This is a genomic window from Runella zeae DSM 19591 (assembly GCF_000423565.1).
Lineage (GTDB): Bacteria > Bacteroidota > Bacteroidia > Cytophagales > Spirosomataceae > Runella > Runella zeae.
Genome location: NZ_KE384037.1, coordinates 214,301 through 236,366, shown reverse-complemented (window position 1 = coordinate 236,366; position 22,066 = coordinate 214,301). Strand labels below are relative to the sequence as shown.

Below are 22,066 nucleotides of genomic sequence, written 5' to 3'. Positions count from 1 at the left end.
CTTATGATTTATCTTCTTGATTTTTTTTCTCTAGTTCGTATACTCTTTTTTCAAGCAAAGGTAGCTTACGAAAAACGGCCAGTGCTCGCAAACTGTCTTGGAGTTCAATGGCTGGCGTACCATTTAGTGACAATCCTTCTTTTTCCCAAGTACGGTTTACGCCAGATTGACCTCCTACTTTGGTTTTGTTAGCAACATAAATATGCCCCCCAAAACCTGCCTGCCCGCCGATAGTACAGCATTCACCGATTTTAGTAGAGCCTGCAATACCCACTTGAGCCGCAATCACTGTATGTTTGCCGATTTCGACATTGTGGCCTACTTGCACCAAATTATCAATTTTTACGCCTTGTCGTATGATGGTCGACCCCATAGTGGCACAATCGACCGTTGCCCCAGCTCCTATACTTACGTTATCCTCAATCACAACGTTGCCAAGTTGAGGAATTGTTTTGTAAGAGCCGTCGGTTTGGGGAGCAAACCCAAAACCATCGCTTCCGATGACAGCATTGGCAAAAAAAACACAATTTTTCCCAATAATAGAATTGTTGTAGATTTTAACTCCCGAATGAATGACACAATTGTCACCAATCTGGACATTGTCACCTATATAAGCTTGAGGATAAATCTTTACGTTTTGCCCGATAGTACAATTTTTACCTACATAGGCAAAAGCTCCTAAATATAACCCTTCTCCTACTTTCGAATTCTCTCCTAAATACGAAGGTTGTTCAATGCCTTGCTTGTTTCCTTTAAGGATTTGTTCATATACTTGAAGAAGCTGAGTAAAAGCAGTATAGGAGTTGTCAACTCTGATAAGTGTAGTCTTGATAGCTTGTCTAGGCTCAAAACGCTTATCAATAATAACCGCTGATGCTTCGGTAGTGTACAAATAAGGCTCATACTTGAGATTTGATAAGAAAGAAATAGCACCAGCTTTTCCTTCCTCAATTTTCGCTAACTGATTGACTTTCAGATTTTCGTCTCCTTCTATTTCTCCTCCGAGCAGTCCAGCTATCTGCTTGACGGTAAATTCCATACGGTCTGATTTAAGAGTGCAAAGTTAGAGGTTTCATCCAACAAACATAATACTTTCGGACAATATTACTAAGGGCTTTGATAGTAGGCAAATCAGATGCCTCCGCAATATCCTTTACTTTGCCATCTTTCATCTTAATCAAAATATGTTCTTTACTTGATACATAGGCTGCATTGGTGGATTGACCCTGCACCATAAAATAAGGGTGTAGCTGTGCTTCAATACCTTGTTCGTGGAGTTGAGCAGAGATACTTAAGAGATAATTTTCATCAAATGGGTGATTACTAAACTGGATTTTGTACAATTTCCGGTCTAATATCCTCTGACAAATAGTCGATAGTACGAAGTCAGAATGCTGCGCCCAAATTTTAATGCATGACCAAACATCGTAATCATCAATTTGTAAAAAAGCGTTTAGATATTCGACATTTTCCTGAAAGCGTTGGAACGTGATATTTTGAGTAAGAAAAATAGCAAAATGAGGCGGCGCAAAAATAGCCTCACCTTTCATCGCCAATTCACGAGCGCGTGTGATAGCCTGAATGAGCATTACTTCTGCACAGATAGAGGTCTTGTGAAGATATACTTGCCAATACATCAATCGGCGAGCATTAAGGAAATTTTCGATACTTAGTATCCCTTTTGATTCTATCACCAATTGGTCGTCTACAATATCAAACATCTTGATGATTCGCTCCGTACCAATAGCCCCCTCGGCTACTCCCGTGAAGAAGCAATCTCTGTTTAGGTAATCCATGCGATCCATATCAAGCTGACTTGATACAAGTTGGTGAAAAAATTGCCTAGGGTAACTTCCTTCAAACATCTGAATTGCCAAATCTAGCCGTCCGTCTGTTTGTCGGTTGAGTTCTTTCATAATTTCCAGAGAGAGGTACTCATGTGCTACACCATTGAGGAGGGTTTTTTCGAGGACATGAGAAAAAGGGCCGTGGCCAATATCGTGCAACAAAATCGCAATATGAGCCGCTTCCCATTCGGCGTCCCAAATCAAATGTCCCTTGCCTCTTAATGTGCTCAAAGCCTGAGTCATCAGGTGCATCGCTCCTAAAGCATGATGAAAACGGGTATGCAAGGCCCCTGGATATACAAGCTCAGCCATGCCTAGCTGACGAATGCGGCGCAGCCTTTGAAAAAAAGGATGCTCAATGAGGTCAAATAAGAAATCAGACGGTATGCTGATGAAACCGTAAACGGGGTCGTTAAAAATTTTGCGCTTGTTCACGGAAGTGTGGGGAATTTGGGAAACAATTTTTTTGATTGCAATTTCGTGAAAAAATAATGCCAAAGCGTAATGAGACCCTTTTACTTATTCTTTCTGCTGGTCATTTGTATTGATTCTTTTGCCCAGAAAAAATCTAAAAAAGATTATTTAATCACTTTCAAGACGCCCTATGGGGAAATGAAAGCAATTTTACATGATCAAACCCCGCTTCACAAACAAAATTTCATAAAACTTGTAGAAGAAAAATTTTATGATAATCTCTTGTTTCACAGAGTAATTGAGGGATTTATGATTCAGGGAGGTGACCCTAATTCACGAAATGCCGCTCCCGGCGAACGCCTAGGAAGCGGAGGAGGAAATCTAGAGAAAATTCCGGCCGAGTTTCGTCCTGAGTTGTTTCATCAAAAAGGGGCATTGGCTGCTGCCCGCGACAACAACCCCGAAAAAAAATCATCGGCTTGTCAGTTTTATATCGTACAAGGCAAGATAATGGACGAAATTACCCTAGATGCCCAATTGAGACGGGGAGGGCGTATACCAACACCACCGCAAAAAGAAGCCTATAAAACCGTGGGAGGTACTCCTCATTTAGATGGAGGGTATACGGTATTTGGGCAGGTTATAAGTGGTATGGCAGTGATAGATAGTATCGCGAGCCGCCCTCGCGACCGCGCAGATCGCCCTTTGGAAGATATTAAAATGGTAGTTTCGGTGGAAAAAATGAAAAAGAAGAAAATCACAAAACGATACAGTTACCGATTTGAATAAAAAATGGAAAAAATATCTCATAAATAGGAGAAATAATTTGTAAAAGCTGAATTCTTTCGCGTAATTTTCGCGGTTGGTTTGCTAAATTTGCCCCAATTAAGTGTTTATTTCAGTTAAAAGTTAATAGTTATCTTACAAAACGACTCATAATATATACCTTTTTGAATGAGCCTATTAACTCTTGAGTGATTAATGATTAACGATTAATTCACCAAAATATAGATGGCAAAAATCCTAATTGTGGATGATGAAAAAAGCATCCGTGCGGCATTGCGTGATATTTTAGAGTATGAAGATTATGAGGTGGAAGAGGCTAAAGATGGAGAAGAAGGGCTCAGTATGATTTTAAAGAATCATTATGATGTGGCTCTTTGTGACATTAAAATGCCTAAGCTTGAGGGACTAGAAGTACTTCTCAAATCAGGAGAAGCAGGCCGCCCCACGCAGTTTATTATGATATCTGCTTATGGTAACATCGAAAATGCGGTAGAAGCTACCAAGCGTGGAGCCTATGATTTTATCACCAAACCCCCAGATTTGAACCGTTTGCTGGTTTCGGTACGAAATGCCATCGAAAAATCGAAATTGGTAGCAGAAACCGTTGATTTGAAAAAACGAATTTTCAAAATCAATGAAATTGTGGGAGAATCTGCCCCAATTCGGAAAGTGAAAGAAACGATCGAGCGGGTAGCTCCTACCGAAGCAAGGGTACTTATCACGGGTGCCAATGGTTCTGGAAAAGAGATGGTTGCTAAACAAATCCACGAACGGAGCAATCGGGCCAATAAGCCTTTAATTGAGGTAAACTGCGCCGCTATTCCAAGCGAATTGATTGAAAGTGAGCTTTTTGGGTACGAAAAAGGCGCTTTTACGGGGGCTGTAAAGCAGCGTATTGGCAAATTTGAACAAGCCGACGGAGGTACACTTTTCTTGGATGAAATTGGTGATATGAGTTTATCAGCGCAAGCCAAAGTGTTGAGGGCTTTACAAGAAAGTAAAATCACTCGGGTAGGAGGAGACAAAGAAATAAAAATAAATGTGCGGGTGATTGCTGCTACCAACAAAGACCTCAAACGAGAAATCTCGGAGGGAGGTTTTAGGGAAGATTTGTACCACCGTCTCAATGTCATCCCTATCCATGTACCACCTTTGTCCGAAAGAAGAGAAGACATTTCTTTGCTGTCCGAAAAGTTTTTGTATGATGTTTCGCAGGAATATGGTGGCGTACCCAAAACAATCCTGCCTGATGCGATGCAGTATCTAAAATCTTTGCCATGGACAGGAAATGTTCGCGAACTTCGCAACGTTATTGAGCGTTTGGTAATCATGTGCGGCGACGAAATCATGCTAGATGATGTACGCTTATACGCAAGTTTCGGCAATTAATTCTTAGTAAACTATACTTAAATAGACCCCAACGCTGGCAGTTGAATTTCTCTTGAAGAGTTCGGTTGTCAGCGTTGAGTGTCAAATATCAATTCAATGCAAATCGACTTTACAAAATCTCCCGATGGATTGGTACCTGCCGTGATTCAAGACTATGAAACTGGCAAAGTACTTATGCTCGGATATATGAACCAAGAGGCGCTTGCCAAAACGCAGCAGGAAGCGGTAGTAACTTTTTTTAGTAGAAGCAAACAACGCTTGTGGACCAAAGGGGAGACTTCAGGTAATTTCTTAGAAGTGAAAGAAGTTTTGGTAGACTGCGACCAAGATACGATTCTTATTAAAGCGCATCCTATCGGGCCTACTTGTCATACGGGAGCAGATACTTGCTTTTTTGAAAAAAATGAAGGGAAAGCTCCATTTTTGAATTATTTACAAAAACAAATCATTCGCGACCGTAAAAACAACCCTTCCGAAGCATCTTATACTAGTAAGTTGTTTAAAAGAGGAGTCAATAAAATCGCTCAAAAAGTGGGAGAAGAGGCCGTAGAATTGGTGATTGAAGCCAAAGATACCAACGACGAGCTTTTCAAAAATGAGGCAGCCGATTTACTTTTTCACTATCTTATTTTGCTAGAGCACAGAGGGATGGATTTGGACGATATTGTGGATGTGTTGAAAGAAAGACATAAATGATAAAAAATGGGGTGTACAAACACCCCATTTTTTATGGTTATTCATCAATAAGTCTCTTAGTAATAGGCTGATAGCTATCGATGCGGCGGTCGCGCAAGTAGGGCCAAGTGGTACGATAATATTCGGTTTTGTCCAAATCTAGTTCTACTACTTTTATTTCTTCTTGGTCGTGAGAAGCAAGATATAGGAGGCTACCAAATGGGTTTGATACAAAAGACCCTCCCCAAAATTGTTGATCGGCTTCGCGCCCTACCCGATTGACAGACACTACGTAGACTCCATTGGCCACCGAATGACTTCGCTGAATGGTTTGCCAAGCATTGTATTGCTCTACATTGATACTAGGGTCTTGCTCGTTGGTATCCCAGCCGATAGCAGTGGGGTAAAACAAAATCTCTGCCCCCATCAAACTTGTGATACGAGCAGCTTCAGGATACCATTGGTCCCAGCAAATCAAAACACCTAGTTTTCCAAATTTTGTATTGAATACTTTGTATCCTAAATCTCCGGGTGTGAAATAGAATTTCTCATAATAGCCAGGGTCGTCGGGGATGTGCATTTTGCGGTACTTGCCAAGGTACGTGCCGTCGGCATCTAATACTGCGGTGGTATTGTGGTATAATCCGGGTGCACGTTTTTCAAATAATGATGCAATGATGACAATCCCCAATTCCTTTGCCAAGTCACTAAGCGTATCAGTAGTAGGGCCGGGGATAGATTCACCCAAACTGAAGTTGGCGTGGTCTTCGACATCACAAAAATAAAGGGACTTAAACAGCTCTTGCAAACACACAATTTGGGCGCCTTGGGCGGCAGCTTCGCGGGTTTTGGCAATGGCTTTTGCTAAATTATGGTCAACATCGGCCGTGCAACTCATCTGCACTAAACCAACTTTTACGTTTCGCATATCAATTGATTTTCTGGGTGAACTATGTACGTATGTGATTACAAAGGTAACGCGAAAACGGTTGATTATTGTCAAAACTAGAAAAGTGCTTACTTTAGGGGATAAATCAACAAACCCCTAAAGACAATGATTTTTAAAAGCTACCTAAAAACCATTTACTCCTTTATCGTCCTTATTTCGCTCACTTTAGGAAGTGTTGCCCAAAACAAAGAGAAAATAGTTGCCTCAGATTTGACCAAAATCAAACAAGTAGGAGGGGTGGTGCTATCACCCGATGGAAAGCGTGCCGTTTATACTGTCACTACTACCGAATCGGCTACTGAGCCGTTTGAATACGAATATCGTACACATCTTTGGTTGGTAGATTTAGAGACCAAAACTCCGCCGCGCGCTATTACGCGTGGCACCGAAAGCGCTAGCCAGGCCGTATGGAGTCCAGACGGAAAAAGCATCGCTTTTGTGCGGGCTGTCAAAGGTAAATCTCAAGTTTTTGTAATGCCTCTCGATGGGGGAGAAGCATGGCAGCTCACGGATTATAAACACGGTGCCTCAGCACCTCAATTTTCGCCCGATGGTAGTAAAATTTTATTTTCTACAAGTCTCAATTTTGCAGCTTTGATGGGTGATTCTACTCTTAATCCATCTCAAAGCGCTCCTGTTTGGAGTTTGGAAAAAGCGGGTTTTGGCAAAAATGAATTTTTAAAGAAAAATACCGCCAAGCCCAATCCTGACGGAAGTATAGAAGAAATCAGGGCTTATCTCGACAAAGACGTAGAAGATAAAAAAGCAAAAGTAATCAATCGCCTCAATTTTCAGGGCGAAGCCGCTGCGGGCCAAGACCTGAGTTTTTCGCATTTGATGGTAGTAGAAGTCAAAGAAGGCGCTAAGCCAACGGCGCTCACCAAGGGTTTTTATTCTTATGGAGGAGCTACGTGGTCTGGCGATGGCAAATCTATTTGGTTTTCAACTCGCGCCGATAGCTTGGTGCATCCCGATAGAGACCTTGAAAGCCGTATTTGTATCATGAATGCTGACGGTAGCAATGTTCGTACAGTTTTGGCAGAAAAAGGTAGAAACTTTGGACAACCTACGCCTTCACCCGATGGACAGTGGTTGGCGTTTATTACTTCACAAGCTCCTGTCAAACCAGCCACCCTCGACCAAGGTCATTTGGGATTTTTGAATCTTAAAACCTCGAATTCAAAATATACTATCAATTCATTTGACCGTTCGGCGGGAAATCTCAAATGGGTGACCTTAACTTTTCCTAAAAGCAAAAAAGAGGTAGGAAAAGTAGCGTATGTTTACTTTACGGCTTCTTCCAATGGCGGTGTCCCTGTTTTTAGAGCAGTGCCTACACTTGATAAAGTAGAACAACTCTCAGATTTTGAAAGTGGTATTACAGACTTTGATTTGGTAGCCAATAAAGTTGTATTTGCCAAAACAGAAGTGTTGAACCCTTCAGAGCTGTATGTATCAGATATATTGATTAAAAATGCGACCAAGCTATCTTCTCACAACGATTGGGTAGCAAAAAAAGCTTTAAGTATGCCCGAAAAACATACTTTTAAAAATGACAAAGGGCAGACGATTGAGTATTGGATTATGAAACCAACGTTTGCGGAAGCGGGAAAAAAATACCCTTTGTTACTCAATATGCACGGTGGACCTACTGCAATGTGGGGGCCTGGAGAAGCTTCTATGTGGCATGAGTTTCAGTTTTTTTGTGCGCAAGGGTATGGGGTTGTCTATGCCAATCCTCGGGGCTCAGGAGGCTACGGGGTAGAGTTTATGAGAGCCAACTATCGAGATTGGGGGACTGGCCCTGCCGACGACGTGCTCCGGGCTTGTACTGAAGCTGCCAAAGAGGCTTGGGCCGATACGTCGCGACAGGTGATTACGGGAGGCTCCTATGCAGGTTATCTTACGGCGTGGATTGTAGCGCACGATAGCCGTTTTAAGGCTGCTTTTGCGCAGCGTGGAGTGTACGATTTGACCACCTTCATGGGAGAGGGCAACGCGTGGCGTTTGGTACCGGGGTACTTTGGAGGGTATCCTTGGGAAAAAGAAGCAAAAACCTCTATGGATGCCAATTCGCCTTATACGTTTGTGGACAAAATAAAAACACCATTGCTTATCAAACATGGCGAAAACGACCTTCGTACGGGGGTGATTCAGAGCGAAATGATGTATAAATCCCTAAAAATACTAGGTCGCGAAGTAGAATATGTAAGAATGCCCGGTGGCACACACGAACTCAGCCGTAGCGGAAATCCTCGTCAACGGATTGATAGAATGCTCCGTATTTATGAGTTTTTTGAGCGGTATGTAGGCAAAAAATAGATTTTGGGTTGAGAGATTTCTTTTGTTAATTGCATTAAAAAGTAATACTATATGACCGAGAAAGAACGTTTATCTCAGCTAGAAGAAATCGTGTCTGAGATATTAAAAAAACAAGACAGAATCGCGGAAGAAGTAGCCCATCTGAGTCTTAAAGTAGCTTCAAATTCAATTGACATTGCGAGTTTGAAAGTAGCAGTAGCCTCTTTAGAAACCAAAGTAGATAGGCTGGAAATCAAAGTGGATAAGTTAGAAACTAAGGTAGATAGACTAGAAACTAAAGTAGATAGACTAGAAACTAAGGTAGATGGCCAAGGGCTCATGTTTGCTGAGTTTAGACATGATGTCACGGCTGGGCAAGCAGAGTTACAAAAAGGAATGAATTTGCTACTTCAACTTATTCGGGGTCAACAATCATAAATTAAAACATAACCTTAACACATGAGTAATCGCCGCACTTTCATCAAAGACTTAGGAGCATTGGCTGGCATGGCTGCCCTTTCTCCCGAAATTTTTGCCGCCGAGCCCCAAAAACTTTGGTTTGAAATTTCATTGGCAGAGTGGTCTTTACACAAGACTATTTTCAACGAAAAAAAACTGACCAATTTAGATTTTCCCGTGGTGGCTCGCAAAGAATTTGGCATCGGAATTGTCGAATACGTCAATCAAATGTTTAAAGATAAGGCCAAGGATACGGCTTATCTTAATGAGTTGCTGATGCGTTGTAAAGACAACAATGTGAAGAATCACCTCATTATGATTGACGGAGAAGGCGGTCTTGCCGAAACTGATGCCACCGTGCGTAACAAAGCAGTCGAGAATCATAAAAAATGGGTGGAATGTGCCAAATATTTAGGGTGTAAAACCATTCGGGTCAATTCGTTTGGGAAAGGCTCTGCCGAAGAAGTGGCCAAAGCTGCCGTGGACGGATTAGGGAAATTGGGGGAATTTGCCAAACCTGTCGGTATCAATGTGATTGTCGAAAATCATGGAGGATATTCTTCTGATGGACAATGGCTCTCGGCAGTGATGAAGCAAATCAACATGCCAAATGTAGGGACGCTACCCGATTTTGGTAACTTTTGTGTAAAACGTAGCGATAACAGCGAATGGGGTGGCAAATGCGTAGAAGAGTATGACCGCTATAAAGGCGTGAAAGAACTCATGCCTTTTGCCAAAGGAGTAAGCGCCAAAACCAACGATTTTGATGAAAAAGGCAACGAAGCTAAAATGGATTATGCTCGTTTGCTCAAAATTGTGAAAGAGGCTGGTTTCAAAGGTATTATTGGGATTGAGTATGAAGGAAATGTAACTTCAGAATATGACGGTATCAAGGCTACCAAAAAGCTTTTGGAGCGAGTAGGGGCTATGGTGTAAACTAATTTTTATCGTATACACAAAGGGAGGCTTCTCGGCCTCCCTTTTACATATAAATAGAATCCTTTCTCAAAGTCTCTAATCACGATTGAGAATGCCTGCTTTATTTGGATTTTTCTTGAAGGTTAGCATATAGTTTAAGTGGAGTCATAGTTTGCAAAATCATCAGAAAATACAAATTTGCCTTTTGGTCTTAACTTTGTCGATATATTGCTTTGTTTTTCACGGTTTTGTATAAAAAAATGTCCCTGTTTTTGTCACAAATTCAGCAGTTATTTGTGACAGTATCAATCCTGATTGGCTTTTTTTCGCAAGACAGCTTTCAAAGAGGACGCCATAAAATTATCAGGATAGAGTGAATTGATTTTAAAGAAAAATTGTTAGCCCATACTAACACTCAACTGTAATCTATTACAAATATAAAAAAAATTGGTACAACATAGGTACAACAACTCTTGTTTTATCCTGATTTTATTGAAAACACAAAGTGCTGATAATCAGCAAATATAAATACAAATCAATACATATCAAACCAAACATCGCGAGGCTTTGAACCTCGGTCAGATACAATTATGAGCAAACACGGACGCATTTTGGTCGCCATGAGTGGCGGCATCGACAGCTCTCTCGCTTCTGTCCTCCTCCACGAACAAGGCTACGAAGTTATCGGCATGACCATGAAAACTTGGGACTATGCTAGTAGCGGCGGCTCCAAAAAAGAAACAGGTTGCTGCTCTCTCGACTCTATCAACGATGCCCGTACGGTGGCCGTCGAGTTGGGCTTTCCTCATTACATTTTGGATATTCGTAACGAATTTGGTGACTATGTCATTGATCATTTTACGGGCGAATACCTCGAAGGTCGCACCCCTAATCCTTGCGTGCTTTGCAATACTCACATCAAATGGGACGCCCTGCTGCGCCGCGCCGACCGCCTAGATTGTGAATATATTGCCACCGGCCATTACGCCCACGTACGGCAAGAAAATAATCGCTATGTGGTATCCAAAGGAATTGATACTTGGAAAGACCAAAGCTACGTACTGTGGGGAGTATCTCAAGAAAGCTTGGCTCGCACCAAACTACCCCTAGGGCATTTAAGAAAAACCGAAATTCGTGAAATGGCCAAAGAACGGGGCTTTATGGATTTGGTCAACAAATCGGAGAGCTATGAGATTTGTTTTGTTCCTGACAACGACTACCGGGGCTTTCTCAAACGCCGCTTGCCCGATCTTGAAAGTCAAGTAGCGGGGGGCAACTATGTGTTGCAAGACGGAACCGTCGTAGGAAAACATGAAGGCTATCCTTTTTATACAATCGGTCAACGCAAAGGACTTGGCATCGCATTGGGATATCCAGTGTTTGTGACCGAAATCCGCAAAGATACCAACGAAGTAGTACTTGGGCGCGACAAAGACCTCGAACGAGAGGGTATGTACGTCTCAAAGCTCAATCTTCAAAAATACGCTCGTATTGATGACTCTTTGGATACCATCACCAAAGTACGATACAAACACGAAGGTGCCCCTGCCACTATTGTCCAAGAAGCCGACGACCGTATCAAGGTTCTCTTTCAAGAACCCGTAAGTGCGATTGCGCCAGGACAAGCTGCGGTCTTTTATGAAGGCGATGATGTAGTAGGTGGCGGATGGATTAGCAAAAGCTTTCGTCAATAAATAGTATTTCTGAGGCTGTTGGCGCTCTAAGCGCCGACAGCGTCTTATTTCAGTAGCCTATCTGACTTTCAATCCAGTCCAACCCTCTCATATACAAGGCTCTAGCATATCCTACTCTATTATCAAAATCATGATAGTTGGTACGCCCATTATGAAGGTATTTTCTAATCAAAGTCGCATTGATTTCGGCGGTAGGATTTTCGATTTCGTCATCAGTCTCCGTACGATAAGCCGCAAAAGCGGGAAAATCATGCTCCAATCGCGTAAAAAACAAATGATTGTTGGCATTACGTACCGCACACAGTAGCCCACTTGCTTTGGAGGTAGAAGGAGCCAAGCTCCCTTCTAAGCCTCGTTTAAGCACCATTACGCCGTCAAAACCTGCCATAAGTGCAAGCTCAGCCATTTTCATCTGATAAGTGATATGAAATACTGAAGTAACCAAAATACGAGCGCCACAGGGATTAAGTACTTTTTCGAGCGTAGCCAAAAACGGTCTTTTCAAGGTAGTTCGGCGGCGCTCTACCCATTGATCAAGGGCAGGCGAAAGCGATTTTTGGTCCAAAACCCACCCAAACGTAGGATTCATCTCCAATAATTCGTGGTTGTCGGCCAGAAGCCAACTTCCTAAATAAAGATACAAATCGTGGGAGTTAAATTTATATTTAGGGCCAGAAGAACGCCCTAGCGCCGTCACTGCATTGTAGTTGCGTTCCTGAAAAAAATAAGCCAACAACGGCGTAATCATGTAAGAATGCTCCACACCGTCGAAGGGCTCGGCCAATTGAATAATCGGAAACTTTGTTTTGACACGGCGCTGAAAACCGGGCGTATAAGTACTCATGACTGCCTCATGCAGTCCTTCGTATTCGTCGTTGGTTTCATAGCGTACTCGAAGAATACTCACCGCCATTCCTTTAAAAGTTTCGCAAGGCTCATCAGACAATAAAAAATCGCCTAGTTGATGCGCTTCAGATACTTGTAGTGATTTTCCACTTAGTAGTTTCACGCCAATCGGAAACATATTTTGGGGCAAATCAGGGCAAAGCTTATTTAAAAAAAACACCGGATTGGAAAAGGCATGTCTTCCTATGTAGGTTTCTAGTTTCAGCTCTGCATCGGTAGGACCTTTCATCATCAACGCTCCAAAGAAGGCCCCTTTTTGTAAAGGATGACAATGCCCTTGCTTTAGCTCTTGCAAACATTCTTCCACAAGCTCTGGTGCGAGGGGTTTGCTTCCATGCTTTCCTATGCCCACTTGCTTGATTCCTCTAGCTAGGGGGGAGTCCAAATTGTATTTTATAGCGAAATCGATAGTAGTCACAATTACTTAAAAATTACTTAGTTTACAAAAACTAAAATTAGTCATTTACGCACTTTCTACACTCAAAACAGCGATATTTCAAAGAAAGATTTATAAAAAATAAAGAATATTTGATTTTACACGTAAATATATCAACTAAAATTTTGCAAATATACATTTCTGGCATACTTTTAAGTAAAATTTTTAAGCAACCCTCAGATAAGAATTTTATTTTGATAAGAGCAATAGTAAATATATAAACTTTTTCTATAACCTTGTTTTGAAAAACTATATTTTTTGATTGACTCATTTTGAAAAATCTATTTAAAATCAATAAAACTCTATATAAATAGTATTTTTTAAAGAAACAAAATCACCCACCTTATATACGCTGGTAGCTCTTACGTAAACTTCCAATAGCGTTGGCGGACGCCTATTAGGAAGGAAAAAGAAAACCCCGCAGAATGGCGGTTCTGGCGGGGTATTGTGAAGTCTTAAATTAGGGATTAACTTAAAACCGTACAAACTTATGAAAAAATTGTTATACGTACAATCGTATACGATACTTCTTTTCACATTCTCGCTGGTCAAATCTACCCAGGCTCAAATGAGCCTACAAGGGCAAGTGAGAACCCGCACAGAGGTAAGAGACGGCCTCGGAAACTTAGCCAAGTTGGGTACTAAAGCGGCGGCATTTACCTCCCAAAGAACGAGTTTGAACTTTGGGTATCGGTGGGATAGGCTTACTTTTGGGGTCAATATCCGGGATGTAAGGGTATGGGGGCAAGATGCCTCTTCAATCAACAACGCCGATGGCTCAAAGTTGTTTTTACACGAGGCTTGGGGCGAAATCATACTGGCCAACGCAAGCGATACCTCCTTCAAAAACAAGGCTTTTGAGCACTTATCACTCAAAATAGGACGGCAAGAATTGCTCTACGATGATGTACGATTGCTAGGAAATTTGGATTGGCTCCAGCAAGGTCGTCGTTTTGATATGGCTTTGCTCAAAGCCCGAAAGAGAGGCTGGCAGATAGATGTTGGAGCCGCTTTCAATCAGAGTAGTGATGCTTTTGGACGTACGGGGACTTTTTATGTAGCCGCCAATGTTCCTAGTACCATCGCTAATTCTAAAGGTGACTATGTCAGTCTCCCTAGCGATTTTGTTCCTACTACTTCCAAAGGAGGTGCTCCTCTCTTAGCTTCCCCTCTCAGCACCAATGGGCAAAATCAAATGTTTAAATCAATGCAGATGGTGTATTTGAGTCGAAAATTCGGGAATACAAAATTTGCGGGACTTTTTTTCAAAGATGATTTTCAAAAATATAGACTAGATAGCATCGGCAATGCCTCCAACGGCATAGTCTATGGCCGCAGATACGACGTAAATGGTGCCCATAGCCGCTTTACTTACGGTGCTATGCTCACTGGGCTACTCAATCCGCTAGCCAAAAAACTAGGTAAAATTACTTGGCAAGCCTTTGGTTATTTACAACAAGGTAAAAACCGCGACGGTCAGGCGTTGAGTACTTTTCATTATGGGGCCAACGTGTCAATTCAACAAGGACGCCTTTCTATAGGACCAGGCTATGAATTGCTTTCTGGTAACAATACCCTCACTCCCGACGGCAAAGACCACCGCTTCGACCCCCTCTATGGTACTCCGCACAAGCATTGGGGATACATGGATTATTTTTATGTAGGTACAGGCTCGGCAGCAGGTGGATTGGCCAATGCTTTCTTCAAAACCAAATATACAGTCAATCCGAATCTATATTTCACATTGGACTTTCACCACTTTGCTCTAGCCAATGATATGAAAAATGGACTAGATGCTTCGGCAGGAAAACTAAACCGTCAGCTAGGCAATGAAGTGGACTGTATCATGAATTATAACCTCAACAAATTTACGAACCTTGAAGTAGGGTATTCTTTCCTGAAAGGCTCAGATAGCCTCGAATACGCCAAATTAGGCACTATCGGCCAAACCAAACGCCGCGCTCATTGGGCTTACATAATGCTCAACATACGCCCCGATTTTCTTACAACCAAAGTTACAAAGTAATCTTCTCCAAGTCTTTAAACTACTGAAATTCCATGACTTCCAATAAACCTCTTTCTCAGCTCAATATCTTTAGTTTTAATGGCATTCAGATGCGCACTTTCCACATCACGTGGCTCACTTTCTTTGTGTGTTTTTTTGGCTGGTTTGGAATAGCGCCCTTAATGCCTGCCATTCGAGCCGATTTAGGACTTACCAAACCTCAAGTTGGCAATACTATCATTGCGGCGGTATCAGCTACGATTTTTGCGCGACTCATTATCGGCAAGTTGTGTGATACTTGGGGCCCCCGCAAAACCTACACTGCTCTTTTGATAGTAGGCGCATTGCCCGTCATGCTCGTTGGCTTGGCCAAAGATTATACTTCATTTTTATTGTTTCGTTTGGCGATTGGGGTGATTGGAGCTTCGTTTGTGATTACGCAGTTTCACACTTCTATGATGTTTGCGCCCAATATCAAAGGCACTGCAAATGCCGTTGCGGGTGGTTGGGGAAATCTAGGTGGCGGTATTACGCAGCTTGCGATGCCCCTCATCATGGCTACCATTATGGGATTTGGTTTTGTAAAAGCAGACGCTTGGCGATTGGCGATGATTGTACCGGGTCTTATGATGCTTATTATGGCGTGGGTTTATTGGAAATATACCAAAGATACTCCCGCTGGAAACTACGACGAAATCAAACACACAAGCACTTCTAAATCAACCGTTTCTTTTTGGAAAGCTTGCTCTGACATCCGGGTGTGGGCTTTGGCTATTGCGTATGCTTGTTGCTTTGGAATGGAAATTACCTTCGATGGCGTAGCAGCGCTTTATTTTTTTGACAACTTCCACATGGAAGAAACCGAAGCTGGTTTTTGGGCAATGCTGTTTGGGTTTATGAATATTTTTGCCCGTGCGGTAGGTGGCATTGTTGCCGACAAAGTAGGACAACGATTTGGAATGAGGGGTAAAGGGATTTTGCTTGCTTCTATGCTTTTGTTGGAAGGAATAGGCATCTTATTGTTTGCCCAAGCAGGCAATCTGACTCTTGCTATTTTATCAATGCTTACGTTTGCGATGTTTCTGAAAATGGCCAACGGTGGTACTTACGCCATTGTACCTTTCATTAATCCCAAAGCCGTAGGGGTGATTTCGGGCGTAGTGGGAGCTGGCGGAAATGTAGGTGGGATGCTCATGGGCTTTTTGTTTAAATCTCAATCTATCTCTTACGGGCAAGCCTTCATGTATATCGGAGGTATCGTAGCTATCACGGGGTTACTACTATTCTTGGTAAATTTTGGTAAAACCGTTACCCTCAAACAAACCGAAACAGAATTGCAGGCAGCCTAAGTATTTTTTCAAACGGCGAATTATGAACGAAACAAGCTCTTACAAAACTACTTGTTGCTACTGTGGCGTAGGCTGTGGGGTGGTGATTAAGAAAAGTCGCAGCGGTAGTATTTCTGTAGAAGGCGACCCTAGCCACCCCTCAAGCCAAGGAATGCTTTGTTCAAAAGGAAGGAATTTGCATTATACTGTGATGGATACTTCTGATCGACTGCTGTATCCCCAAATGCGCCGCAATCGACAAGCACCGCTCCAACGCGTCAGCTGGGATACAGCACTCGAACGAGCAGCAGCCGTATTTAAGACATTTATTGAGAAGTATGGCCCAGACTCCGTAGGATTTTATGCCTCAGGCCAATGCCTCACCGAAGAATACTATGTGGTCAATAAACTTATCAAAGGGTTTATAGGCTCCAACAACATTGATACCAACTCTCGCCTTTGTATGTCGTCGGCGGTGGTAGGATACAAAATGGCGCTGGGCGAAGACTCTGTTCCGTGTAGTTATGAAGATATCGAGCTTGCCGACTGTTTTTTGATTGCTGGCTCCAATCCTGCTTGGAATCATCCCATTGTATTTCGTCGGATGGAAGCCCACAAAGCGGCCAATCCGCGCGTCAAATTTGTGGTGATAGACCCCCGCCGTACTGATACTGCTCGCATGGCCGACCTTCACCTTCAAATCAAACCAGGTACGGATGTGGTATTGCTCAACGCCATTGCCAAAGGGCTGATTTCGAGGGGATACATTGATGAAAAGTTCATCAAAAATCACACCGAAGGTTTTGATTCTTATCGTGTTCAAGTAGCCCAACGTGACATGCGAGAGGCGGCCAAAATCTGCGGCATTAGCCTGCATGATATTCACCAAGCCGTAGAATACATTGGCAAATCCAAAGGATTTATTTCTATGTGGGCGATGGGGTTCAATCAGAGTGTGGTTGGGGTCAACAAAAATCTGGCTTTGCTCAATCTCCATTTGATTACGGGGCATATCGGTAAGGCAGGGTCGGGGCCATTCTCCTTGACAGGTCAACCCAACGCAATGGGTGGAAGAGAAGTAGGTGGGCTATCCAATCTTCTGCCAGCACATCGCAATTTGGCCGACCCTACCCACCGCCAAGAAGTGGCTGATTTTTGGGGTGTTTCGTCCCTCAATCCCAAACCAGGTTTTACCGCTACCGAGATGTTTGAAGCCCTCAAAGACGGGCGAATGAAAGCCATCTGGATTATGTGCACCAATCCACTCGTAAGTTTGCCTAATGTACATTTGGTAGAAGAAGCTTTGAAAGCGGCCAAGTTTGTCATTGTTCAAGATATTTCTAATCGTTCGGATACCGTAGCCTATGCCGACTTGGTCCTCCCCGCCGCCGCATGGGGCGAAAAAAACGGCACTATGACCAATTCCGAACGCCGCATTTCTTATTTGACCCAGTTTGTTGAACCCGTAGGAGAAGCACTGCCCGACAGTGAAATCATTGTGAGGTTTGCGCATAAAATGGGATTTGGCCGCGCTTTTAACTACCAAAATGTAGCACAAATCTACGACGAGCACGTACGCCTTACCCAAGGCACTCACATCGACATCAGCGGGGTGTCGCATGAGCGCTTGCGTACCCAAGGAACTCTTCAATGGCCGGTTCCTAGTCGTGATTCTAGTGGAACTCCTCGGCTTTTTTCGGACCATCAGTTTTTTACGCCTTCTCGAAAAGCCCAAATCAAAGCCGTACCTGACGAAAATCAATCGGAAGCGTTGAGTGACGATTTCCCTTTGATTCTCACTACCGGACGTCTCCGCGATCAATGGCACACCATGACCAAAACGGGTAAAGTCAACAAACTAACCCAACACATACCCAAAGCTGTGCTCGAAATAAACCCTCAAGATGCGGCAGAAAGAGGTATCAAAGAAGGCCAAATAGTAATCATTGAAAATAGGCGGGGTAAAGTGCAAGTTCCGGCCAAAATCACGGACGATATTCGGCCGGGCGTAGTTTTCCTGCCCATGCACTGGGGCAAGATTCTGGGTCAAAGTGCTGCCCGTGCCAACAACCTCACTAGCGATTTGCTAGACCCTTTTTCCAAAGAACCAGACTTTAAATATGCTGCCGTTGAAGTAAAAAAATTTAGAAAGCCCAAAGAACGTATCATTGTGATAGGGGCAGGCGCAGCCGCCTATAAGTTTGTCACCACTCATCGACAAGGGAATCTTACCGACGAAATCCACGTGTTTAGCAAAGAAACCTTTGCCTTCTACAACCGCGTGATGCTGCCCGATTATGTCAGTGGTGCTATGAAATGGGAAAAGCTACTCAAAATGCAAGACGACGAACGTGCCTTGATTCATTTGCATGAAGGCGTAAGCATTGAGAAGATTGACCGAGCTCATAAGGTAGTTTATGATGCAAGAGGCCACATGCATCATTACGATCGCCTCATCATTGCTACAGGAAGCCGCGCGTCTACTCCACGTGATTTAGATATAAAATTACAAGGTGTGTTTACGGTGCGAACTCGGCACGACGCTGATAGACTCATGCAATACTTAGCCATTGAAGAAAAGTATAGCAAGCCCTCTGCAAAAAACGTGGTGATTGTAGGAGGAGGATTGTTAGGATTAGAGCTAGCAGCTTCTTTACGGCAACGCTCTCAACGTGTCACGGTGATTCATCGCGCTTCTCGCCTTATGAATCGTCAATTAGATTCCACGGCAAGTACTCTTTTGCACGAGGAACTTCGAGACCGTGGTATTGATATTTATTATAATGACGAAGTAAAGTATATCATCGAAACCCAAAAAAAAGCAACTGGACTTCGCCTTACTTCGGGTCAAGTTCTAACCTGCGACGCCGTAATATTTACCATGGGCACGACTCCAAACCTCGAAATAGCTCGTGAAGCAGGTTTGGAAGTTCAACGCGGTATCGTCGTCAATGCCTATCTCCAAACTTCTGACCCTTCTATTTTTGCGGTGGGTGAAGTAACCGAATTTGAAGGACAGCAATTTGGCATCACTGCCGCTGCTGAGCAACAAGCCGAAGCGCTCTGTGCCTATCTCAGTGGCGATATCCAAAGCTACTACCGACCTACTATTTCTATGAACATTTTGAAAATAGACGGGTTAGATTTATGTTCTTTAGGTATCACCGAGATTCCAGCCAATGGAGTAGGGGGCAGCTATGACGAGGTGATTTTTATGGATAGAACAAAAAGGTATTATAAAAAGTGTATCATTCATAACGACCGCCTAGTAGGTGCTATCTTGGTAGGAGATAAGTCTGAGTTTATGGAATTCAAATCTTTGATTCAACAAAAAACCGAATTATCTGAAAAACGCCTCAAACTACTTCGAAGCGGCCAAAGCACGCCACCAATCAAAGGAAAAGTAATATGCTCCTGCAACAACGTCGGAGAGGGAAATGTACAAGATGCTATCAGAGCTGGTTGTGGCGATTTGCCCTCGCTATGCCAACAAACGGGGGCAGGTACGGGTTGTGGTAGTTGTAAACCTGAACTCAAAACGATATTAGAAAATGCTAAAACTTGGCCCGTTGAAAACCAGCTTATTCGTTAAGTTTACAAACGCCCCAACGTACTACTTGTCAAGTGGTGAGTAGCTCAGGAGTTCATAATATCTGAAAATAAAGTGCGTCTTGTCCGAACTTTCAAATCTGCAAAAAAGTTTTGAGATAATTGCCCAAAACGAACAAGCTATGCAACACTCTATTTTCGATGATTTTATTGCACATGCTATCGAGGTTTTAAGCCCCCTTCCGGATATGGTTGGCCTCGCAATAGCCGGTTCTCACATCACCAAAGAAACCGACGCTTTTTCAGATTTAGATTTGGTATTGGTATCCCAATATCCCTACGCAAGCGATGTCAATCAAATGAAAAACATCGCTCATCAACTTGGTACAGTATTGTCAGCTTTCACTGGCGAACACGTAGGCGAACCTCGGCTCCTCATTTGTCTCTATGCCAATCCTCTCTTGCATGTGGATATCAAATTTTTAACGCCCAACGAATTTCATCAACGCATCGAAAATCCCCTTATCGTCTGGGAGCGCGATTATATCCTCAGTCAGATTGTTCAAACAACCCAATCCACTTGGCCATACCCTGACTATCAATGGATTGAGGATAGATTTTGGGTGTGGATACATTATGCTTCCCTAAAAATAGGGCGAGGAGAGTTGTTTGAAGCATTCGATTTTTTAGGTTTTCTACGAATGGTAGTCCTTGGACCTCTGCTTCATATCAAAAATGGCAACCAACCACGCGGAGTACGAAAAGTAGAAACCAAACTATCGATAGAAGACTTGACTCAACTGAGAAAAACCGTAGGTGGTATGACTCACAAAGAACTAACCGAAGCTCTTTGGCAGACTATTGCTATATATGAAGAGCTTCGTTTGGTATTATTTGAATCTAACATTGGCCTAAAATCAGATGCTGAAAAATCTGTGAAAGAATTCTTAGCAGAAATAGAAAAAATGTAAGTAAATTTAGTAATCGAAGTTGTCCAAACCCCACCCAACACTTCCTTTTAAAAATAACATGACTTTTCTTCGCATCCTGACCCCAGGCGGGGTAATTACCCCCGACGAACTTCAAAGGTTAGCCTCTTTGACGAGACAATATGCACTAGGTAAAATAGAAGTAGGTTTTCGGCAAGATTTATTGATACCTTCTTCGGATGGGCAGCTGCCTATTTTACGTCAACAACTCGCCGAACATGGGTTTAAGGTGGAAGAAGCTAACTCAGCACATCCCAACATCGTATCGTCGGTGGTAGCCCAGAATATTTTCCCTAAATTATCATGGCTACGCTCGGGAGATTATTTAGATATTATTGATTCTTTCGATTTTGAACCTCGCCTCAAAATCAATCTTATTGATCCCACTCAAGAGTTGATTCGGCCCCTTACGGGTGAGCTCAATTTTATTGCCTCTGCCACTCCTTCGTTTTGGTATTTGGTGATAAAAATCCCTTCGTTAGGAAAAATGCGCGTATGGCCTGAGTTGCTTGATGGCGAACAAATCGCCCAATGGGTTAAGACCATCGAGTCTGTGCTCTATGCTTCTACTCTTCCCATAAATTTTGAGGAGTTTTTCCAACAAGTTTGTTCCAAATTTTCGGGCCGTACTCGTCGCATTGAGCAAGAAGTAAGACTTACACCAAAGCCTTATCCCCGCCACGAAGGTATTTATCGCTATGATGGACATTATTGGATTGGGCTTTATCAGCGCACCAATGAATTTGAAGCTCCCTTTATAGAGGCATTGGCTCAACTTTGCAAAGACACCAAAATTGGACGCATTTATACCACTCCCTTCAAAACTTTTGTTATTAGAGATATTCCAAAAGAGACTATTTATCAATGGGAAAAACTCTTGGGGCTTTGGGGCGTGCATACTCATTACTCTTTTCTTGAGCTCAATTGGCAGCTACCCGATGCTGACGCCGCAGCTTTGCGCCTCAAAACCGAACTTGTAGATGCTTTTGAGCGTACTCGAATACGTACCTCTAGTCTGAGTTTTAGCATAGGCGAGCGAAGCCCCGATACCACTTCCACTATTGTTATAGAACCTCTCTCCGACGATTATGAGCGTTTTAGAGTGATTCATTCGCCTGATTTTTATATCGGCAATAGCGAATGGGAAACTTTTGCTGGTGATGTGGCTCGCAAAAATCTCCCGGAGGTTTTAAGACGTCTTACTCAAAAGTATTATGAGCAACTTTCGACCGACAAAAAAACCACCCTTGCCCGTAAAACCCCTGGTTTGCAGCCTATTATTATGGAAAAAGTGATGCAGTGCAAACATTGTCTTACCATAGCTGATATGCCAGCCCCTTTACCTGCCTCTTATGTATGCCCGACTTGTAACGCTCCCGCTGGAGATTTTATAGAAGTAATGTTAGAAGCTATTTCTTAAA

16 protein-coding genes are annotated in these 22,066 nt (G+C 42.9%); 12 read left to right on the top strand and 4 right to left on the bottom strand.

Going from position 1 to position 22,066, the window contains the following annotated elements; genetic code table 11:
• Position 1: 1 nt before the first annotated feature.
• A complete protein-coding gene (gene lpxD, locus G563_RS0121880; protein ID WP_028667188.1) occupies positions 2 to 1,039 on the bottom strand; it encodes a UDP-3-O-(3-hydroxymyristoyl)glucosamine N-acyltransferase in 1,038 nt (345 codons plus the stop codon).
• A gap of 10 nt (positions 1,040 to 1,049) precedes the next feature.
• Positions 1,050 to 2,282, bottom strand: a complete 1,233-nt coding sequence (locus tag G563_RS0121875) for an HD domain-containing protein (protein WP_028667187.1) — start codon at positions 2,280 to 2,282, stop codon at positions 1,050 to 1,052.
• Between the two features lie 69 nt (positions 2,283 to 2,351).
• Here G563_RS0121875 and G563_RS0121870 point away from each other — a divergent pair, with 69 nt between their 5' ends.
• From G563_RS0121870 to hisIE, 3 genes are all read left to right on the top strand, one after another.
• Entirely contained in the window at positions 2,352 to 3,050 is a 699-nt protein-coding gene (locus G563_RS0121870) for a peptidylprolyl isomerase (protein ID WP_028667186.1), read from the top strand.
• Positions 3,051 to 3,272: 222 nt separating this feature from the next.
• Positions 3,273 to 4,436, top strand: coding sequence for a sigma-54-dependent transcriptional regulator (locus G563_RS0121865; protein ID WP_028667185.1), 1,164 nt, complete (start codon positions 3,273 to 3,275; stop codon positions 4,434 to 4,436).
• Positions 4,437 to 4,532: 96 nt separating this feature from the next.
• A complete protein-coding gene (gene hisIE / locus G563_RS0121860; RefSeq protein WP_211235303.1) occupies positions 4,533 to 5,132 on the top strand; it encodes a bifunctional phosphoribosyl-AMP cyclohydrolase/phosphoribosyl-ATP diphosphatase HisIE in 600 nt (199 codons plus the stop codon).
• 37 nt (positions 5,133 to 5,169) lie between these two features.
• Here the strand turns inward: hisIE and G563_RS0121855 are convergent, their stop codons facing one another.
• Positions 5,170 to 6,039 (bottom strand): carbon-nitrogen hydrolase, encoded by an 870-nt coding sequence (locus tag G563_RS0121855; protein ID WP_028667183.1) that lies wholly within the window; start codon positions 6,037 to 6,039, stop codon positions 5,170 to 5,172.
• 126 nt (positions 6,040 to 6,165) lie between these two features.
• Here G563_RS0121855 and G563_RS0121850 point away from each other — a divergent pair, with 126 nt between their 5' ends.
• The 4 genes from G563_RS0121850 to mnmA all read left to right on the top strand — a co-directional run bounded on the left by G563_RS0121850 (position 6,166) and on the right by mnmA (position 11,432).
• Complete coding sequence (locus tag G563_RS0121850; protein ID WP_051211126.1) at positions 6,166 to 8,382, top strand: S9 family peptidase; 2,217 nt, start codon at positions 6,166 to 6,168, stop codon at positions 8,380 to 8,382.
• A gap of 51 nt (positions 8,383 to 8,433) precedes the next feature.
• Entirely contained in the window at positions 8,434 to 8,799 is a 366-nt protein-coding gene (locus tag G563_RS37190) for a hypothetical protein (RefSeq protein ID WP_051211125.1), read from the top strand.
• Between the two features lie 21 nt (positions 8,800 to 8,820).
• A complete protein-coding gene (locus G563_RS0121840; RefSeq protein ID WP_028667181.1) occupies positions 8,821 to 9,756 on the top strand; it encodes a sugar phosphate isomerase/epimerase family protein in 936 nt (311 codons plus the stop codon).
• A gap of 572 nt (positions 9,757 to 10,328) precedes the next feature.
• Positions 10,329 to 11,432 carry a tRNA 2-thiouridine(34) synthase MnmA gene (gene mnmA, locus G563_RS0121835; RefSeq protein WP_028667180.1) on the top strand — a complete coding sequence of 368 codons (1,104 nt, stop codon included), beginning with the start codon at positions 10,329 to 10,331 and terminating at the stop codon, positions 11,430 to 11,432.
• A gap of 49 nt (positions 11,433 to 11,481) precedes the next feature.
• On the opposite strand, the gene G563_RS0121830 is transcribed toward mnmA, so the two are convergent.
• Positions 11,482 to 12,723, bottom strand: coding sequence for an anthranilate phosphoribosyltransferase (locus tag G563_RS0121830; protein WP_229598549.1), 1,242 nt, complete (start codon positions 12,721 to 12,723; stop codon positions 11,482 to 11,484).
• 541 nt (positions 12,724 to 13,264) lie between these two features.
• Here G563_RS0121830 and G563_RS0121820 point away from each other — a divergent pair.
• From G563_RS0121820 to G563_RS0121800, 5 genes are all read left to right on the top strand, one after another.
• On the top strand, positions 13,265 to 14,800 hold the full coding sequence (locus G563_RS0121820) for an alginate export family protein (protein WP_028667177.1): 1,536 nt from the start codon (positions 13,265 to 13,267) through the stop codon (positions 14,798 to 14,800).
• 32 nt (positions 14,801 to 14,832) lie between these two features.
• The gene (locus G563_RS0121815; RefSeq protein ID WP_028667176.1) at positions 14,833 to 16,128 is read left to right on the top strand and encodes an MFS transporter; all 1,296 of its coding nucleotides are present in this window, start codon (positions 14,833 to 14,835) and stop codon (positions 16,126 to 16,128) included.
• A 22-nt stretch (positions 16,129 to 16,150) separates the two neighbouring features.
• Complete coding sequence (locus G563_RS0121810) at positions 16,151 to 19,699, top strand: nitrate reductase (RefSeq protein WP_028667175.1); 3,549 nt, start codon at positions 16,151 to 16,153, stop codon at positions 19,697 to 19,699.
• A gap of 139 nt (positions 19,700 to 19,838) precedes the next feature.
• Positions 19,839 to 20,627 (top strand): hypothetical protein, encoded by a 789-nt coding sequence (locus G563_RS0121805; RefSeq protein ID WP_028667174.1) that lies wholly within the window; start codon positions 19,839 to 19,841, stop codon positions 20,625 to 20,627.
• Between the two features lie 58 nt (positions 20,628 to 20,685).
• Positions 20,686 to 22,065 (top strand): ferredoxin-like domain-containing protein, encoded by a 1,380-nt coding sequence (locus G563_RS0121800; protein WP_028667173.1) that lies wholly within the window; start codon positions 20,686 to 20,688, stop codon positions 22,063 to 22,065.
• Position 22,066 lies beyond the last annotated feature (1 nt).

Excerpts from the sequence above, each read along its gene's own strand:
- G563_RS37190 (WP_051211125.1), top strand. The coding sequence starts at position 8,434 with ATGACCGAGAAAGAACGTTTATCTCAGCTAGAAGAAATCGTGTCTGAG.
- G563_RS0121855 (WP_028667183.1), bottom strand. The coding sequence starts at position 6,039 with ATGCGAAACGTAAAAGTTGGTTTAGTGCAGATGAGTTGCACGGCCGAT.
- G563_RS0121800 (WP_028667173.1), top strand. The coding sequence starts at position 20,686 with ATGACTTTTCTTCGCATCCTGACCCCAGGCGGGGTAATTACCCCCGAC.
- G563_RS0121865 (WP_028667185.1), top strand. The coding sequence starts at position 3,273 with ATGGCAAAAATCCTAATTGTGGATGATGAAAAAAGCATCCGTGCGGCA.
- G563_RS0121870 (WP_028667186.1), top strand. The coding sequence starts at position 2,352 with ATGAGACCCTTTTACTTATTCTTTCTGCTGGTCATTTGTATTGATTCT.
- hisIE (WP_211235303.1), top strand. The coding sequence starts at position 4,533 with ATGCAAATCGACTTTACAAAATCTCCCGATGGATTGGTACCTGCCGTG.
- G563_RS0121805 (WP_028667174.1), top strand. The coding sequence starts at position 19,839 with ATGCAACACTCTATTTTCGATGATTTTATTGCACATGCTATCGAGGTT.
- G563_RS0121815 (WP_028667176.1), top strand. The coding sequence starts at position 14,833 with ATGACTTCCAATAAACCTCTTTCTCAGCTCAATATCTTTAGTTTTAAT.
- G563_RS0121810 (WP_028667175.1), top strand. The coding sequence starts at position 16,151 with ATGAACGAAACAAGCTCTTACAAAACTACTTGTTGCTACTGTGGCGTA.
- G563_RS0121840 (WP_028667181.1), top strand. The coding sequence starts at position 8,821 with ATGAGTAATCGCCGCACTTTCATCAAAGACTTAGGAGCATTGGCTGGC.
- G563_RS0121820 (WP_028667177.1), top strand. The coding sequence starts at position 13,265 with ATGAAAAAATTGTTATACGTACAATCGTATACGATACTTCTTTTCACA.
- mnmA (WP_028667180.1), top strand. The coding sequence starts at position 10,329 with ATGAGCAAACACGGACGCATTTTGGTCGCCATGAGTGGCGGCATCGAC.
- G563_RS0121850 (WP_051211126.1), top strand. The coding sequence starts at position 6,166 with ATGATTTTTAAAAGCTACCTAAAAACCATTTACTCCTTTATCGTCCTT.
- lpxD (WP_028667188.1), bottom strand. The coding sequence starts at position 1,039 with ATGGAATTTACCGTCAAGCAGATAGCTGGACTGCTCGGAGGAGAAATA.